Genomic DNA, 15,319 nt, shown 5'->3' with positions numbered 1-15,319 from the left:
ACAAATTCCCCACGAGGATATGAATAAACCCGCCCCACCGTTTCTGCTGAGAAACTGGGTTTCTTGACCACGATATGGAGGTGGTGCGTCAGTTGAACAAAATCTGCCGTTTACCCGATAGGTTATCCCTCTGACGCACCCTACGATATGTGTGATAATTAATAATTGTAGTCATCTGATTAACTCTATGTCCGATCGCATTCCTTCCCATTGGCATTCACCGAAAACGCCGGAGTTAACAGCCACACAACTCGACCGTATGGCTGTGGAATTGCATCTAGTTATATTAGCTTTAGAGTCTTTGGCTGAAGTGACACCAGAGACTTTAAAAAAGGCGGCACAAACTCTGAGTTTAGATGTGGAATATATCCAAAAATGGCAATCGCAAAAATTGACGGTCGAAGGGGGGCGATCGCTGGTTTTAATCATCTGTTATCTAGCTAGACAAAATCAAGCCTTGCTGCGCCGCGCCATTGCTTTGATTGAACAATTAGAAGCACAAAATCAGGATATCCGAGAGATTTCTTTGATGCGGGACTACCTGGATAAATTCATCCAAGGCTATGATCAGCAGTTTCCGGTTAACCGACCCATTCCGGAAGAAGATATCATCCCCTTCGCGCAAAAACTGCTAATTGATTTACTATTTTATAGCAGTCCTGATGGTTTCGGGAGGTTTTGGTCAACCCTGCTAATGCGATCGCAAACCAGACAACGCGGTTATAATATTAATAAAAACCAGCCCTAAAATCCCCCATCTTATGTTAATCAGCCGACAATATACCCCCCCCACTTGTACCCTAGAAGTTAGCGCCAATACTTCTTTCTGGAGTCGCTGGAAACATGAGAGTTGGGATAACTTTCGGTTTAAACTTTCCTTTGATGACCCCCGTCTCTCGGAAGATCAATATATCAGCATAGAAGGCGATCGCCATAATTTAACCAACCTCTATGAAAGCCTCAACAGGTATATTAACGACTTTCTGACGGCTTCCCCCTTGTCGGAAATTGACCCCACTCCCGAAGAGTCTCCCCACCCGCAAAATCTCTTAACTACCTGTTCAGACTTCCAGATCAAGCCTGATGGCTTATTATACCATGATTTATTTTTAGGAAACTTAGCACCTAGTCCGGCGGAATCATTCGTTCATTTAAGCGCATTACAGTTATTTGATGTCGCCGCCGCCTTGCGGAATTGCATCACGGAAATAGAACCTTTTTTAACCCCAGAAAGTCAGCCAAAACGTACCTCTCCCGCGTGGCTACGAACTTTGATGATCATTATTACTACCACGGGACTATTTACGGGAATTATCCATTTAAGCAATTATTATCGTCGCGATCGCCATTTAATTTCCACCCCAGAAACTCCCCAAATTTCCACTTCTATACCTCCGGCGGAAATCATCCCGCCGCCACTTCCAGAATTTCCCATTGATGAACCCCCAGCGCCGCCTAAAATAGAAATACAAGTAGCGCCAGACCTTCCCCTAGTTGATACAGTACCTTTAACCATTCCCCCACCCCTATTTGATCAACCTCCCCCTTCCCCTGAATTAATCCCTAATATTACTAACACAGGGCGGGAAACAGATGGCATAATTATTATTCCGATAGAACCCGTTAATAGAACCCCTGCTAACGGGACGGTTAACCGCCCAGAAACTCCTCCCCCTCCCACACCCTTAGCGCCGCCTCCCACTCCCCTATTTGACATAGGAACAGTACCAGAAAATATTAACCTTCCCCCCCTGCAAAATGCTAGAGTTCCCGAAACGGATACCCCGGAAAATTATGCAGTTCAGGATATCCCAGAAGACAGCGAAAATGCGGAACCAATTGCACAGCTAACTAAACGAGAACCTCGGATAGCCTCTATTCGTTCCCTGAATAATACGGTATTTGATGAAATTCCCCAGGTGGCGGAAGTACGGAGTTATTTTGTAAAAAATTGGTATCCTCCCAAGAATTTAAACAGAATATTGCAGTATCGTTTACAAGTCAATTCCCAGGGTGCTATTGACAGTATCACTCCCTTGGGTGAAGCCTCGTTTAACTGGCTACAACAGATTAAATTACCATCAGCAAATGAGCCTTTTGTCTCGCCTATGGAAGATGGAAAGACCGCTAAAATCAGGGTGGTTTTAGACCCCAGCGGTCGGGTTCAGACTTTCTTAGAACCCCAAAATTAGCATTGGTTATTACCCAAACAACTGGGATAATTAGACTCATAGGTGTGTGGGCGTTTTCCAAACAATTGATAGCGGTTATCCCGCACCTGTTCATAAATGCGATCGCCTGCCCATTTTAGCCCCGGCATTCCTCGATAAGCCTTGACAAATAGCTCCCCACCTGGTAAGATGTTGCCGATTTCTTCGGCGGCATCACTACCCTGCCATCGTCGTTGTGGCTGGTTTACGTCAATCAAAATCATCCCCATTAAACAGTCTTCGGGAGTAATATTTAACTGTGCTAATTTTGCCTCATCCTGCATAGGAATATAACTAAAACGTTCACCGCGATCGAGATTTTCCAACAGTTGCACTAAGTTACTGCACAGGTTACAGTTTCCATCGTAAATTACATGATATAGCATCAATTAATCACAGTTGACGACAGTTGATAATTATAGCATATTTTCGGAGACATGACTAGGGAATCTTTATAACTCCATAGGTGCAATGATACCCAACTTTTCTTGCAGTGCAAATCGCAAAATCGACTGTGTGACGATAATTAATCCTAGTCTAGCTTGGGATAATTGGGGGTGATGAAGTTTAACCTCTCCCCAAATACGACATTGGCGCAAAAAGCGATCGCATTTATCGCTGATTTTCATGGCTACCTTTTTATCATCCATCTTCCTAGGTGGATAATACCAGAAATCGACCCCATCAATTAACTCGCCAATCAGCATTTTTTCCGCATCATGAACTAACCGCAAATTCCCGGAATCATCTAACCAAGGTATATCCCTAGGGGTAGCTAATTGCCATATAGAAGGGGTAACAATTGGTTCTGTTTCCACCAAAGAAATTAAGCGATCGCCATGAGCCATTCGCAACAAAGAACAGCAACGAGCATGGATATATTGAACCGGGAACAAATCGGAATCCAAACTCTGATTATCGGGAGAATGAGCAGTGATTGGTAAACCATGGAGCCGGATATTTTCCAACCAATTTACCACCCCCAAATCAGTAATATCAAATTGAATCATTCCCGATGGTAGCACCGTGGTAATTATACCATCATCCACCATTTTATCAGCTTGATTAGCCACAATTAAATTAGCAATTTCCACGGGAGATTGAGAATTGATGGCAGCCAATTTAATAGCGATCGCCGATATATAACGAATGGGGCTACCATTGGGAACACGAGCCAGAGGGATATCAACCGAACCTATATAATCAGCATCAAGTCCCCTTAATCCATAGCCCAGGGAGTTAATTAAACTTTGCTTAATTACCAGATTTTCCATAAAATTTGCTATAATAGCCACCATCAAAACAGCAAAACTTGACTCATGCTAAACTCTTTTAAACACCGATTACCTACCCTCATGGTGACTATGTTCTGCACCCTAGGAATTTTAGTAAACGGCTGTTCATCAGTTACCGGATCTTCAGATTTTGAACAACAGGTTTTACAAGTAATTCGCAATAATCCCGAAGCTATATTAGAGTCCGTACAAGCCTATCAGCAACAGCAACAAAACCAACTCAGCCAAGCGCGATCATCTTTTTTACAACAAATGAAAACCCAACCACGGGCGATTATTGGTGATTCTCCCACGTTTGGCGCAGCGGATGCGGAAATTGTTTTGGTAGAGTTTTCTGATTTTCAGTGTCCCTTCTGTCGTCGCGCCCACGGAACCATTAAAGAGTTTATGGACAGACACCAAGACCAGGTTACTCTCGTGTTTAAGCATCTCCCCCTCAGTCAAATTCACGCCCAAGCCTTACCGGCTGCTAAAGCCGCCTGGGCGGCGCAACAACAAGGTAAATTCTGGGAATATCAAAACGCTCTTTTTGAGGGTCAGGATGACCTAGGAGAGGCACTATATGAGGCGATCGCCATTTCCCTAGGTTTAGATTTAGAACAATTTAACCGCGATCGCAACAGTGATGGAGCGATCGCCGCCATTGAACAGGATATGCAATTAGCCAGCGTTCTAGGCATTTCTGGGACCCCGTTTTTTGTCATGAATGGGGAAACCCTATCTGGGGCTGTAGACCTGTCAACCCTCGAAGAAACCCTCGCAGAGGTCATCGCTCGCGAATAACTTTTAACTCCACTGCTGCCAAAACCTGATAGGCTAGATCACAGTTTCCACCCTTACTCACTCAAGTTTCCGTGGTCAAAAACCGTGAACCACTCGAAAGTTTAGTCCTCTACCACCTGTTTAAGTGGTCTGTGGTTAGCCCCATGCTCCATGTCTATTTTCGTGGTCGCATTTATAATGCCGAACGGATGCCCCAAACCGGACCCATTGTCGTAGTTAGTAATCATGCTAGTGATTTTGACCCCCCAATGCTGTCCAACTGCGTCAGGCGACCCGTAGCATTTATGGCTAAAGAGGAACTCTTTAAGGTTCCCGTCCTCAAACAGGCCATTTCCCTATATGGCGCTTATCCAGTTAAACGGGGTGCTGGCGATCGCAATGCGATCCGAGCCGCTCTCAATTCCCTAGAGGAAGGTTGGGCCACTGGTGTATTTTTGCAGGGAACTCGCACCTCCGACGGTCGCATCACAGACCCGAAATTGGGCGCGTCATTAATTGCAGCCAAAGCACAGGTTCCCCTAATTCCTGTCTGTCTCTGGGGAACTCATGCTATTTTTAACAAAGGCTCTGCTTTACCCAGACCAGTTCCCGTCACCGTGAGAATTGGTGAACCTATGGACCCCCCCAAGTCCAGTAAGCGGGAGGAACTAGAGGCGATCGCTCATAATTGCGCCCAAATAATTAATGCTATGCACGATTTAGGGCGCTGAGTTTTCGCAGTACAACAACTAATCAAATCATGGAAGAATTAAAAGCACAATTAGCCGCCAACATTGATCAAGCACAGTGGGAATGGTTAATTCCCCATGTACAACGAGATGCAGTCGTCGTAGTCGATCGCCAATTGGATTTACTAGATGTCGGTGTCGCCATTAGCGAGGACCATGTTACTGACGTTCAGCGCTGGATTAGTGAACAACAGATTTATAAACCTTCTCCCCAGCAAATCTCCGATTGGAATGGCGATCAGACTAAACAATTTAATGCCCTAATTATCCAACCCTTTGTTTTGGTACAGGAAGCCTAAAATCATTCATACCCTCGCCATCCCACCACCACCTTAAACTTATGGGTTTTCGGGAATATTCTCCTTCTCGCTGATAGCCAATCTTCTTTTGTTTAGCCCCAATTCAAACAAAGCCTCCCGAACTTCTGGCTTGGACTCCCCAACAAGCTGTCCAGGTTCTACACCTCTGGCGATCGCACCTTCAAACATACTAACAATATCAGCTTGAGACTTAAATCCTGATAGATCGACTCTCATCCCACCAATTTCACTGCCAATTCTCGCCGCTTTACCTGTCCCAGTTGGGGAAAATTCTGCACTCGTACCCGAGGCATTATGTAGCTTACCAAAAACATCTCTCTTACCCATTTCCGAAGTTTCTCCTCCAATCAAAACCGCTCCTTTTAACTTAGCGGTAAAACAATATTCACCCTGCCTCCGTGAGACAGAGACACCGCCGCTTGCTTCGTCCACTTGCTTCAATCCCTTGCATACATCGGTTTTTCTTTTTGCCCTTCTCCTTGGGCATTTTTATCACCGGAAAATCCGCGAAAACCACGCGATCGCAATTCGGAACAGCCAAAGGTCAATCCCGCAAACCGGCGAGCACGAAGAAATCCCAGAAACCCAACGCCCCACAACTGCCGGAACTCGACATCACCACGAAAGTGCGGCCTATCAGTTCCAACAGCATCGACGTGATGGTTCGAGCCAATCCGGAGTCGGACAATTAATCAGGGGAGGACATATCGAATTGAGATGAAACGTTTCAGCATGGCTCCTCATTTGACAATTGCATCAAGTACAAATACAGACTTGATTTCTTTCAATTTACCGCGTTCCTGATATCGCGATACATACCCAACACATCTATATGAGCAATTCTGGAAGTTTCAGTCCCAATGCAATCGAGCTTCCCGAATATAACGAGGAGGTTGACTATCTTTAATTCGATACCATCTGTTTTTCCCATTTTTTGCAAACTGGGGCTGGGTTGTATCATCACTAATTTTGACTACAGCGCCAGGCTTATATTCTTCTTTCTTATGACCCTCTTCATCTCTGGCATGAGCTTTATCCTTGACTCTATATTGTTTCATCTTTTTGGATTGGTCAATTGATTTTTCTCCAAACAATAATTTTCGCTCGTCTTCCTTGATTTTTTTACCCAACAACTCTTTAGATGTAATGATACCTTGCTGCACATTTTTTTCCGCTTCCTTAAGCTCTTCTAACCACTTAGGATCTTTAACTGTTAGGCTCTTACCATCCTGACTCAGGGTCGTATAGTCAACGACCCGACCGCCAAATTCCGCACCGATCCTTCCGGCTTTACTGGTCCCGGTAGAAGACACCTCAGCCGGAGCGCCCCTCTGATCATGATACATACCAAACACATCTGTATGAGCCATTCTGGAAGTTTCAGCACCAATTAGTACGCTGCCAGGTTCTTTGCTGCTTGGAGGTCTGTAATATATGTACATATGACCGTGTCTGCCATCTGGTAGGATCACATCACCCGCCATATCTTCATTGCCCAGTCCCCCCAACGGTATATCCATGCCATAATGTTTGATGGTACCCACTATATCAAGGGTATCACCCTTGAGCTCCTTCAATGAATTTTTAGTAACCTCTACGTCGTGACTAGAAGCAATTCGAGTATCGACCTGTGCTCGGTAATAGTCACTGGATGTGTCTACATCTTTGTGATCATGTGATTTCGGTTTATCCTTTTGGACTGTGCCACCCAGCAGCCAATAAATAAACTCATGCTGTTTTTCAGTGCCTCCAAGAGGGGGCAAATTGATCATGACACGACCGCCGTGGGAGAGTGCCACTGCAACGTTCTCTTGCCATTCCTCAAACTTGGGTTTGTCTTGGTCATCACGGTACATTAATCCATGCTGAAGAACAATAAAAACTCGTTTCAGAATGGCAATGGCTGAATCCGTTTGTTCCTGATATTTTTTGGCGATCTTTTGATTTGACTCTGGTATAGTTGTCAAATCATTATTTAGAGTTTTTTCCCACATTTCAGTATCTTTATCATAGATACCTTTCTTCACTGCTTCATAGTTTTCCTTTTTCTTCTTGGTATCTTCACTATTGGGATCGGTTTTTGCAGCTTTCTCGTACTCTTCTTTAGCTTTCTTCATCTCCTTCGCTTCATGACGCAAATATCCTGGGGTTTGACGAAATTTTTCATCCTTAATTCCTAAATCTCGCTGATATGTCGCAATTTGCAGATGGTGAATTGGACTCAATACTGCCTCTCCACGAACATCAGGCAAAATTCTCGCACTCAGTCGGACAAAGTCATGTTCTTCATATCTTTCCCAATCTTTGATCACTCGTTTTTCTTCTGCCACCTTTTCTAACTCTTCCTGGGTGAGAAAACCATTTTGAGATAAGTAGGTTTTTCCTTTGGGAATTTGACTCAACTCTTGTATCACTTTAACGATATCATCTGTCAGAAAACCTTTGCCCAAGTCGATTTGCTTTGCTAGATTCATATCTTGCCATACTGTTTCACCTTTTTTGTTTTTATAGTCTCGATTTTTAATTTTTGTCAATTCGTTGATTTTTTCGATATTATCTTTTTGTGATTTTAAAGCATCATCATTGCTATTGACACGTTTATTGGCGGAGATATAAGTTCCATACAACTGCAATCGAGTTGCCCGAATATAACAAGGAGGTTTACTATCTTTAATTCGATACCATTTATTGTTGCCAGCCGGATCGATCTTGTGCTGAGTTTCATCATCACTAATTTCGACCAAATCCCCAGGATTATATGTTTCTTTACTCTTATCATTTTCATCTCTGGCATGAGCTTGATCTTTGACTGTATATGTTTTCCTTTGTAGCGTGAGTAAGCCCCCAGTAGCGACGGTTGAATTGTCGTCTTTTTTAGACTGAATTTGACTCCCACCCTGCTGCACCACATGGGTCAACTCGTGGGCGATGAGCTTTTGTCCGCCCCGACTCTCCGGCCGATACTCTCCCTGTTTGAAAAAGATATCTTGACCCGTCGTAAATGCCTTCGCTTGGATGGATTGATTCAATTGACTCGCTTGGGAATTATCATGAATCCTCACACCCCTAAAATCTGCCCCCATCGCCTGTCCCATTTGAGACTGTAAATGCTCATCTAAGGGTTCACCACCACCCTTTTCTCGTTGAATTGATGACTCTAAATCTGCCGAAACTTCCCCACCCGCACTCGCTGTCTGTGGCTTCATCTGTACATCACCATCATCATCAAATTCCTCCTCATCAGACTCTCGCTGTAGGGTATTTGATAGCTCTTCTTTTTTCTGCAACTGAGAAATCCTCGGAGTCCTCAGCAACTGTGGTTGTTCCTGGCCTCCTTCTGCTTCCTGTTTCTGAACCTCCGGGTGCGTGGGGGGAGATTGAATCTGGTCTACAACTACATCCGCCACCCGGTCCGCTTCCTGTTCGTATTTATCCCCTACCGCCCCCACCGTCAGTTTAGCTTGAATCGGCTGCTGCGGTGTCCCATTCGTCGGGTTATCCCTTTGGGCTAAAGTCTGAAACACCCTCTGCATTGGCGCGTTGGGTTCCCCTTTCATCTGGATATCATCATCCTCCGTCCGTTGTATCGGTTCTGGCGATCGCTTCGTATTAGCAAAAACCGGGATATTAGCTAAATCGAACCCAGAGGACTCCTGCTGAAACTGCATTTCTGGCCGTGTCAGCTCCTGGTCTCGCCCTGCAAAATTCGCATCCTGAAACGGTCGAGACTGAAACTGTGCCTGGACAGGAACTGCATTGCCTTTCGCTTCATTGTGGCGTTTTTTCCGGCGTTGGATTTTCATCAGTATGTCCTCCTAACTTAGAGCTGATTTGTATACAAAACTTTAATAAACCTGAATTGTTGGCTGGGACTGAATTCAACTCACTTCAGAAATTAGAGTCTGAGCGATCGCGTTTTTATTATAACTCAAAAATTGACCGGTTGATGTCAATAAATGTAATTTTTGATGCAAGGACGGCAACAACCGGCAATTAAACCATCAAAACACTCACAAAAAATTGACCCTTTTCAAAAAATTTATTTATTATGGTTCGATTTGACGGATGGCTTCTGGCGGAAATTGATGACCTTCCATCACCATCATCAGGCCCGAAAAATATCGCTCTACCGTCTCAACATTGGTGTAGATCAATGAGTGAATTTGATGCCGGCTCAACGATCCACCTTCGACATCAATACTCGTTTTATATCGAATTTCACCGTCGCCAAAGTCCATTTCAAAATTGCCGATGCAGAGTCCATAGTTTGCTCGGCAAATAAATTCGGCAACTTGAGGAATTTTTGACTCGGGTACTTTAGCCACTAAAATCGAGTAAAAAATAACTTGTTGTTCTTCTTCTCTGACTTTTGCTTCGCAGATCCACCCTCGTGTTTGACCGTCAATTTTGAAAAACAAAATATTTTCTTTGGGGGGGATTTTTGCCCACTTAATCCCTTCTTCTTCAAACCAATTAATCACCATATCAGTCAAACTTTCGGACTGTTGTTTTTTCTCTGTGTAGGAGATGGGGGATTTTTCCGGTAAATTTTTGACCAAATTTTCTAAAATAACGTTGACCGAATTGATCAGATTTTCCAACAAATTTAGTAGGTCAAATTCATCGATGTATTCGGGGGAAATTTTTGGCTTTATTTCACTCAAACTGTCGATAATTACGGACGCTTGTTCCGACAGAAATTGTTGTTTGTCGGGAGACAAAGTTTCGGATTGGTTGGATTGCAAAAAGCTCAAAAATTGGACTATACTATTTAAGGTAACTTCTTGAAAATCTTGGCCCAAAAAAATATCTGACCACCCCACAAAATCCCATAAAGTTCTATAGTTGACTATCCGCAAAGCAAACCAACTCTCAGTCCGACCCATTTCCGATCCATTTTGGCGATCGCACCATTCCCAAAATCGACTGACAATGTGTTGCGGATCGTCCCCCGCTTGAATTAGCCTTTTTAATAACACAGGAGATAACAATAGGGTAATTTGAACGTCCCCAGATGACACTAAATTGATCGCCTCATGCCAACCCTCTAATACTTCTGGCGTGATATAAAATAAGCGATCTTGAAGAATTTTTTGATAAGTTAAACTCCCCACTTTTGCCGTCAATTGCAGTGCGGTCACTTGCCTTTCGGAACCGAGTAAGCGCAGGTACTCTGCATCTAAATCAATGAATTGTTCGTCAATTCCTTGCATTACAAATTTTCGTTCAACAGGAAAAACTAAATTTTCAGTCAATTGTTTTCTCCTTTCAACTGTTCCGATCATTTAATCCTATCGTGAGGCATCGGATATTTTCACTTTTCCCCTATCAACTCCATACCGACACGCAACAATCGACCGTCTCAGGAAGACCCGAGTTTTCGCGCAATTTGTTCGACCATATGATTTTTTAATTTATCTTCTAAGGCTTTATTTTTTTTCTGTTTATTTTCCAGGCGGTCTGATTGTTTTTTCATCTTTTTGTCCGATTTTGTGAACTCTTTATTTCTTTTCTCGGCGGTTTTTTTGTCTTTCTTTTTTTCCAATATTTGATTGTATATATCGCCGTATATTTCCATCATATTTTCCGCTTCTAAGCCCAGACGTTCAATATCCTTGATGTTCAAGTATTTCTTAATTGCCTGCATCTGTGCTTGACGATAATCATATTCTAATTTGTCCGATTTCAGGACTCCTTCTTTCGCTTGTTGCATCGCTTCTACAGGTAAACCTAACTTCTGTAGCGCTTTTTCAGCCAAAGCATCGCCCGCCCGCAATTTTTCATAAAGCAGCGTCGCGATTTCATTCCGTTTTTTACCTAGAATACCCCCTCTCCGTTTCCTAAACCAATGACCAATTTTGTACAGCAGCAATCCCACTGCGCCCAGTCCCCCCAAGGCGGCTAACGCGGCACCAATTGCCCATCCAATTGGGTTGGAAGCCAGAACTAAACCGATAATTCCTCCTCCAATACTAGCTAATCCAGAACTAAAAGCCAGAGCTCTTCTGCCACTTTTTTCATATTTTTGATCGATCGCATACTCCACGGCATTGACGACATCGGGATTGTACTGTTTGAACCCCGGATTTTGACTTTTAGTTTCATGCAGCAACTCTTTCAAAGAGTTTTTGGTCTGAATTGATTTCGCCATTGCACAGGCATCAATTACCGATGTAATGGCAGCAAAGAAGACTCCGGCTATACTGGCAATTTGGGCAACGATACTCACGACTGGACTCACTGCATTAAGCACCTTAGCAGCCCCACCAACAGCCGTATTCAAGACTTCTCCCGCAGTGTATGCTGCCCCCTCGATTTTGGTTCGCTTATTTTTTGAACTAACATCCTGAATTTTCTGGTTGGCTTGCTCCTGTTGCTTTGGTACTAAATCCGAGTTTTTTGGCAGTTGTGCTTTGGCTTCTTGGGAGACAATTTCAAATTTAGATTGTTTCGGTGGCGCTTCCTCTGCTGCCGACTCTTTCTGGTAGAGTTCCGTTACAACCTGAGACAATTCCGGATTTTTAGACAGTAATTTTTCGAGTTCTCCTCCCGCCTCCTGACCGACATTTAGAGACGTTTGTACCTCGGTTCTACTCGGCAATTTATCCCCGTAAATTTTGGGCATATTTTTGCTCACATAGAGCTCTGCATCCTGTTTAATTTTTTTCGGATCTTCTCCTTCACGTTGAATTTTGGCTTCGGAAACCCTACCGACAGGAAAAAATTGCGGGGAATTTTGTCGGTTAATTTTTCTGACACCCGACCCCGAACCTTGCTGCACCACATGGGTCAACTCGTGGGCTATTAGCTTTTGTCCGCCCCGACTCTCCGGCTGATACTCTCCCTGTTTAAAAAAGATATCTTGACCCGTCGTAAATGCCTTCGCTTGGATGGATTGATTCAATTGACTCGCTTGGGAATTATCATGAATCCTCACACCCCTAAAATCTGCCCCCATCGCCTGTCCCATTTGAGACTGTAAATGCTCATCTAAGGGTTCACCACCACCCTTTTCTCGTTGAATTGATGACTCTAAATCTGCCGAAACTTCCCCACCCGCACTCGCTGTCTGTGGCTTCATCTGTACATCACCATCATCATCAAATTCCTCCTCATCAGACTCTCGCTGTAGGGTATTTGATAGCTCTTCTTTTTTCTGCAACTGAGAAATCCTCGGAGTCCTCAGCAACTGTGGTTGTTCCTGGCCTCCTTCTGCTTCCTGTTTCTGAACCTCCGGGTGCGTGGGGGGAGATTGAATCTGGTCTACAACTACATCCGCCACCCGGTCCGCTTCCTGTTCGTATTTATCCCCTACCGCCCCCACCGTCAGTTTAGCTTGAATCGGCTGCTGCGGTGTCCCATTCGTCGGGTTATCCCTTTGGGCTAAAGTCTGAAACACCCTCTGCATTGGCGCGTTGGGTTCCCCTTTCATCTGGATATCATCATCCTCCGTCCGTTGTATCGGTTCTGGCGATCGCTTCGTATTAGCAAAAACCGGGATATTAGCTAAATCGAACCCAGAGGACTCCTGCTGAAACTGCATTTCTGGCGATGCCACCTCCTGGTCTGGCGGCGCAAAATTCGCATCCTGAAACGGTCGAGACTGAAACTGTGCTTGCATCGGTGCAGAGCCAATTGATACTTCGGGTGAACCTTTCTTTCTACGTTGTATTCTCATCAGAAGCCCTCCGATTAGCTTGATCTGATTGCTCTAAATTTAATTAATCATCATCAAAAAGGCGATCGCACCTTAATTTTAAATCAAAACGGAATTATTCTCCCAATTCTCCCCGAACCAAATCCGCAATTTCCCCGATCCAGCGTTGTCGTTCTCCATGTTCGAGATTAAGAATATCAGCCCGAGACCAGTGGAAATAAAAAGCAATAAAGGCTACCTCCCGATACAAATCCTCTAGGGGGTAGCCCGCAACTCCCCCGCCAGAGAAATCCCCGCCTCTGGTGGATTAATCTGATTATATACCCCCTGTAAATAGTCCAAATCCGCTAAAAACAATCCCTCCAAGATATCCGGTCCCACCACAGAAATCTCCCCCAACTGGACAATGGATCGCGACAGCATCACCAAAACTCCATAGGCTGGATTTTCCCTCACCCGCAGATCTCTTTCTCGGAAAAGTTCATCCCACCCTGTCAGCGATCGCATGATTACCTCTCGATGCAAAGTTCCCTCCCCGTCCAACAATCCAACGGGGAGGGTAAAGCAAAATTGGGTCTGTGGCAAGTTTTCCGACAACATTAGATTAGGGACTAGAGAGTTTTGTAGCAGCCGGTGCTAGATAGGCCTTAATTAAACACTGGGGACACTGGCGCACCCGCTTTAGCAGAATAGGCTCCTACTAGGAACCCCCCCGCCTAAAAGCCACGGAGGATGTCAATTTCCTATCGTCGCTCTAAAAACGCGCCCAACTTTAATTAATCAGAGTCCGACTTGACCAAGCCGTTAATTTCCCGGTAGAAATCTTGCAGATAAGCCAAATCTACCGCAAACATATTCTCAATCACCGCCGTGGACACTTCCTGTAAACTACCGAGTTCAGTAATCACCCTGGCCAGGATAATCACAGTTGCATAGGCGGGATTCATCTGTACACGAGGATCGCGCAGCGGGATAATCTCATCGATCGCCCGCGACAGTCGCATCACCCCCTGTTGGTGCAGGTTCCCTTCCGGGTCCAAATACCCCTTGGGTAAAATAAACTCAAACTCCGTTTGCATCGTTTAATCGTGCCTTAGCAAAAGAATCGGGCTTTAAAGTCCCGTGTAACTACCTCGCGCCCAGCGCGGCGAGTACGTCACAAGATACGTTCAAACCCTTCGCAAGCAATTTCCAACTCCTCAACGGCTAAATCGCTTCCCGATGCCATATTATCGGTGATGCTATAACTAACCGGCCAGCCGCCACTAAAAGCAAACCGCGCCCCTTCCGAACTATCCTGACGGTAAATGGTCAAAAAACCATTTTTAAACTTAGATACCCAACCGCCATCATGGACAGTCGCGATCCAATCCCACAGTGTAGTGGAAGCCGTTAGTCCCCGACGCAGAGAAAAATTATCAACACTGTTGTTACCCGGAAGTTTAGTGCAAATCACCTGACCTCGAGTCGCCTTTCCCCACCTTTTTGGGAAGACCTCATTGTGGGTAATGACAGTCTGGGAATATTTGAACCCTCGGCACTCCATAAAGTAGCCATCCACATCATCCCGGCTGCCGTCCAAATGCAAAGCCACATAAAAACGGCAGGCGGTCAGAACTTCATAGAGATGATGTTTTTGGTTAATTAAATCACCAATCATGCCAATCGCTACCCTAACTAAACACTACACTTGTTCCCAAAGTTGCTACTTTCTGCAACCCGGAATGGCTAATTTCAATGGTTTCCTTAAACAGATCCGTTGAATCGGAACTAGCTTGGGTGGTTGTATATTTAGCGGGGAGACAGTCCCTCAAATTCCAACGAGCCCCCTCCGAGCCATCCTGTTTGTAAAGTACCAAGGAAGCATCACTCACCTTGGCGATCGCATCAGTTTTACCACCAAGCATCGCCGGCGGATGACAGTCGAGATACCATTTTACCAGGGCATCATTTTCAGCGGTAGTGATAAACTCCAGAGTCATATTTTCAAAAGTCACCGATGCTGGGGTAATTTGAGTTGCGCTTCTAACGTCTTTTCCCGAACCGATAGACTGTCCCTCTGCCGCCGGGTCGATACTAATAGAAATTCCACTCACTTTGGAAATCAGCAAACGAGTATTATTGCCAAATTCAAAGTAAAACCGCGCAGAAGTCAAATATTCATAAGCCATAATTTAAATCTCTCCTAACTGATAAGCGATTTGAAGGTCTTGTAGGGGCGGGTGCTAGATCCGCCACGGGAAAACCAGCCAACTACCTGCACCCGCCCTTCTTCTTTCAGGGGACGGGAAAACCAGCCAATTCTGGACCCGCCCTTCTTTCAGGG

General features: G+C 44.7%; 16 protein-coding genes. 5 read left to right on the top strand and 11 right to left on the bottom strand.

Features of this window, described 5'->3' with window-relative positions; translation table 11 throughout:
* The first annotated feature begins 151 nt into the window (after window positions 1-151).
* Together P5674_RS04925 and P5674_RS04920 are read left to right on the top strand one after the other, a co-directional pair.
* On the top strand, window positions 152-748 hold the full coding sequence (locus P5674_RS04925; RefSeq protein WP_234933518.1) for a DUF3038 domain-containing protein: 597 nt from the start codon (window positions 152-154) through the stop codon (window positions 746-748).
* 13 nt (window positions 749-761) lie between these two features.
* A complete protein-coding gene (locus P5674_RS04920) occupies window positions 762-2,192 on the top strand; it encodes a DUF4335 domain-containing protein (RefSeq protein ID WP_014277533.1) in 1,431 nt (476 codons plus the stop codon).
* On the opposite strand, the gene P5674_RS04915 is transcribed toward P5674_RS04920, so the two are convergent.
* On the bottom strand, window positions 2,189-2,596 hold the full coding sequence (locus tag P5674_RS04915) for a thiol-disulfide oxidoreductase DCC family protein (RefSeq protein ID WP_014277534.1): 408 nt from the start codon (window positions 2,594-2,596) through the stop codon (window positions 2,189-2,191). The two genes, P5674_RS04920 and P5674_RS04915, sit on opposite strands and share 4 nt — an antisense overlap.
* Before the next feature lie 66 nt (window positions 2,597-2,662).
* Window positions 2,663-3,484, bottom strand: coding sequence for an arginyl-tRNA synthetase (locus P5674_RS04910; protein ID WP_286167381.1), 822 nt, complete (start codon window positions 3,482-3,484; stop codon window positions 2,663-2,665).
* A 45-nt stretch (window positions 3,485-3,529) separates the two neighbouring features.
* On the opposite strand from P5674_RS04910, the gene P5674_RS04905 reads away from it, so the two are divergent.
* The 3 genes from P5674_RS04905 (at window position 3,530) to P5674_RS04895 (ending at window position 5,315) form a co-directional block, all read left to right on the top strand.
* Window positions 3,530-4,288 (top strand): DsbA family protein, encoded by a 759-nt coding sequence (locus P5674_RS04905; protein ID WP_014277535.1) that lies wholly within the window; start codon window positions 3,530-3,532, stop codon window positions 4,286-4,288.
* 71 nt (window positions 4,289-4,359) lie between these two features.
* Complete coding sequence (locus P5674_RS04900) at window positions 4,360-4,998, top strand: lysophospholipid acyltransferase family protein (RefSeq protein ID WP_062946047.1); 639 nt, start codon at window positions 4,360-4,362, stop codon at window positions 4,996-4,998.
* A gap of 29 nt (window positions 4,999-5,027) precedes the next feature.
* The gene (locus tag P5674_RS04895) at window positions 5,028-5,315 is read left to right on the top strand and encodes a DUF2288 domain-containing protein (protein WP_014277537.1); all 288 of its coding nucleotides are present in this window, start codon (window positions 5,028-5,030) and stop codon (window positions 5,313-5,315) included.
* Window positions 5,316-5,354: 39 nt separating this feature from the next.
* Here the strand turns inward: P5674_RS04895 and P5674_RS04890 are convergent, their stop codons facing one another.
* The 9 genes from P5674_RS04890 to P5674_RS04850 all read right to left on the bottom strand — a co-directional run bounded on the left by P5674_RS04890 (window position 5,355) and on the right by P5674_RS04850 (window position 15,164).
* Window positions 5,355-5,768: a hypothetical protein gene (locus P5674_RS04890; protein WP_014277538.1), complete on the bottom strand. Its 414-nt coding sequence runs from the start codon at window positions 5,766-5,768 to the stop codon at window positions 5,355-5,357.
* A gap of 419 nt (window positions 5,769-6,187) precedes the next feature.
* On the bottom strand, window positions 6,188-9,139 hold the full coding sequence (locus tag P5674_RS04885; protein WP_315669836.1) for an eCIS core domain-containing protein: 2,952 nt from the start codon (window positions 9,137-9,139) through the stop codon (window positions 6,188-6,190).
* A 243-nt stretch (window positions 9,140-9,382) separates the two neighbouring features.
* Entirely contained in the window at window positions 9,383-10,591 is a 1,209-nt protein-coding gene (locus P5674_RS04880) for a YbjN domain-containing protein (RefSeq protein WP_158307582.1), read from the bottom strand.
* Between the two features lie 107 nt (window positions 10,592-10,698).
* Window positions 10,699-13,014 (bottom strand): eCIS core domain-containing protein, encoded by a 2,316-nt coding sequence (locus tag P5674_RS04875; RefSeq protein ID WP_231852056.1) that lies wholly within the window; start codon window positions 13,012-13,014, stop codon window positions 10,699-10,701.
* A 94-nt stretch (window positions 13,015-13,108) separates the two neighbouring features.
* Window positions 13,109-13,243: a DUF6760 family protein gene (locus P5674_RS04870; protein WP_006616704.1), complete on the bottom strand. Its 135-nt coding sequence runs from the start codon at window positions 13,241-13,243 to the stop codon at window positions 13,109-13,111.
* A gap of 5 nt (window positions 13,244-13,248) precedes the next feature.
* Entirely contained in the window at window positions 13,249-13,578 is a 330-nt protein-coding gene (locus tag P5674_RS04865) for a hypothetical protein (RefSeq protein ID WP_231852057.1), read from the bottom strand.
* A 191-nt stretch (window positions 13,579-13,769) separates the two neighbouring features.
* Window positions 13,770-14,072 carry a hypothetical protein gene (locus P5674_RS04860; protein ID WP_006616706.1) on the bottom strand — a complete coding sequence of 101 codons (303 nt, stop codon included), beginning with the start codon at window positions 14,070-14,072 and terminating at the stop codon, window positions 13,770-13,772.
* Between the two features lie 77 nt (window positions 14,073-14,149).
* Window positions 14,150-14,653, bottom strand: a complete 504-nt coding sequence (locus P5674_RS04855; RefSeq protein ID WP_006616707.1) for a phage tail protein — start codon at window positions 14,651-14,653, stop codon at window positions 14,150-14,152.
* Window positions 14,654-14,666: 13 nt separating this feature from the next.
* Window positions 14,667-15,164: a phage tail protein gene (locus P5674_RS04850; RefSeq protein ID WP_006616708.1), complete on the bottom strand. Its 498-nt coding sequence runs from the start codon at window positions 15,162-15,164 to the stop codon at window positions 14,667-14,669.
* Window positions 15,165-15,319 lie beyond the last annotated feature (155 nt).

This window comes from Limnospira sp. PMC 289.06 (assembly GCF_032350395.1).
Lineage (GTDB): Bacteria > Cyanobacteriota > Cyanobacteriia > Cyanobacteriales > Microcoleaceae > Limnospira > Limnospira platensis.
This window is presented reverse-complemented; position numbering and strand designations above follow the sequence as displayed.

Excerpts from the sequence above, each read along its gene's own strand:
- P5674_RS04875 (WP_231852056.1), bottom strand. The coding sequence starts at position 13,014 with ATGAGAATACAACGTAGAAAGAAAGGTTCACCCGAAGTATCAATTGGC.
- P5674_RS04915 (WP_014277534.1), bottom strand. The coding sequence starts at position 2,596 with ATGCTATATCATGTAATTTACGATGGAAACTGTAACCTGTGCAGTAAC.
- P5674_RS04905 (WP_014277535.1), top strand. The coding sequence starts at position 3,530 with ATGCTAAACTCTTTTAAACACCGATTACCTACCCTCATGGTGACTATG.
- P5674_RS04860 (WP_006616706.1), bottom strand. The coding sequence starts at position 14,072 with ATGCAAACGGAGTTTGAGTTTATTTTACCCAAGGGGTATTTGGACCCG.
- P5674_RS04850 (WP_006616708.1), bottom strand. The coding sequence starts at position 15,164 with ATGGCTTATGAATATTTGACTTCTGCGCGGTTTTACTTTGAATTTGGC.
- P5674_RS04895 (WP_014277537.1), top strand. The coding sequence starts at position 5,028 with ATGGAAGAATTAAAAGCACAATTAGCCGCCAACATTGATCAAGCACAG.
- P5674_RS04885 (WP_315669836.1), bottom strand. The coding sequence starts at position 9,139 with ATGAAAATCCAACGCCGGAAAAAACGCCACAATGAAGCGAAAGGCAAT.
- P5674_RS04920 (WP_014277533.1), top strand. The coding sequence starts at position 762 with ATGTTAATCAGCCGACAATATACCCCCCCCACTTGTACCCTAGAAGTT.
- P5674_RS04855 (WP_006616707.1), bottom strand. The coding sequence starts at position 14,653 with ATGATTGGTGATTTAATTAACCAAAAACATCATCTCTATGAAGTTCTG.
- P5674_RS04910 (WP_286167381.1), bottom strand. The coding sequence starts at position 3,484 with ATGGAAAATCTGGTAATTAAGCAAAGTTTAATTAACTCCCTGGGCTAT.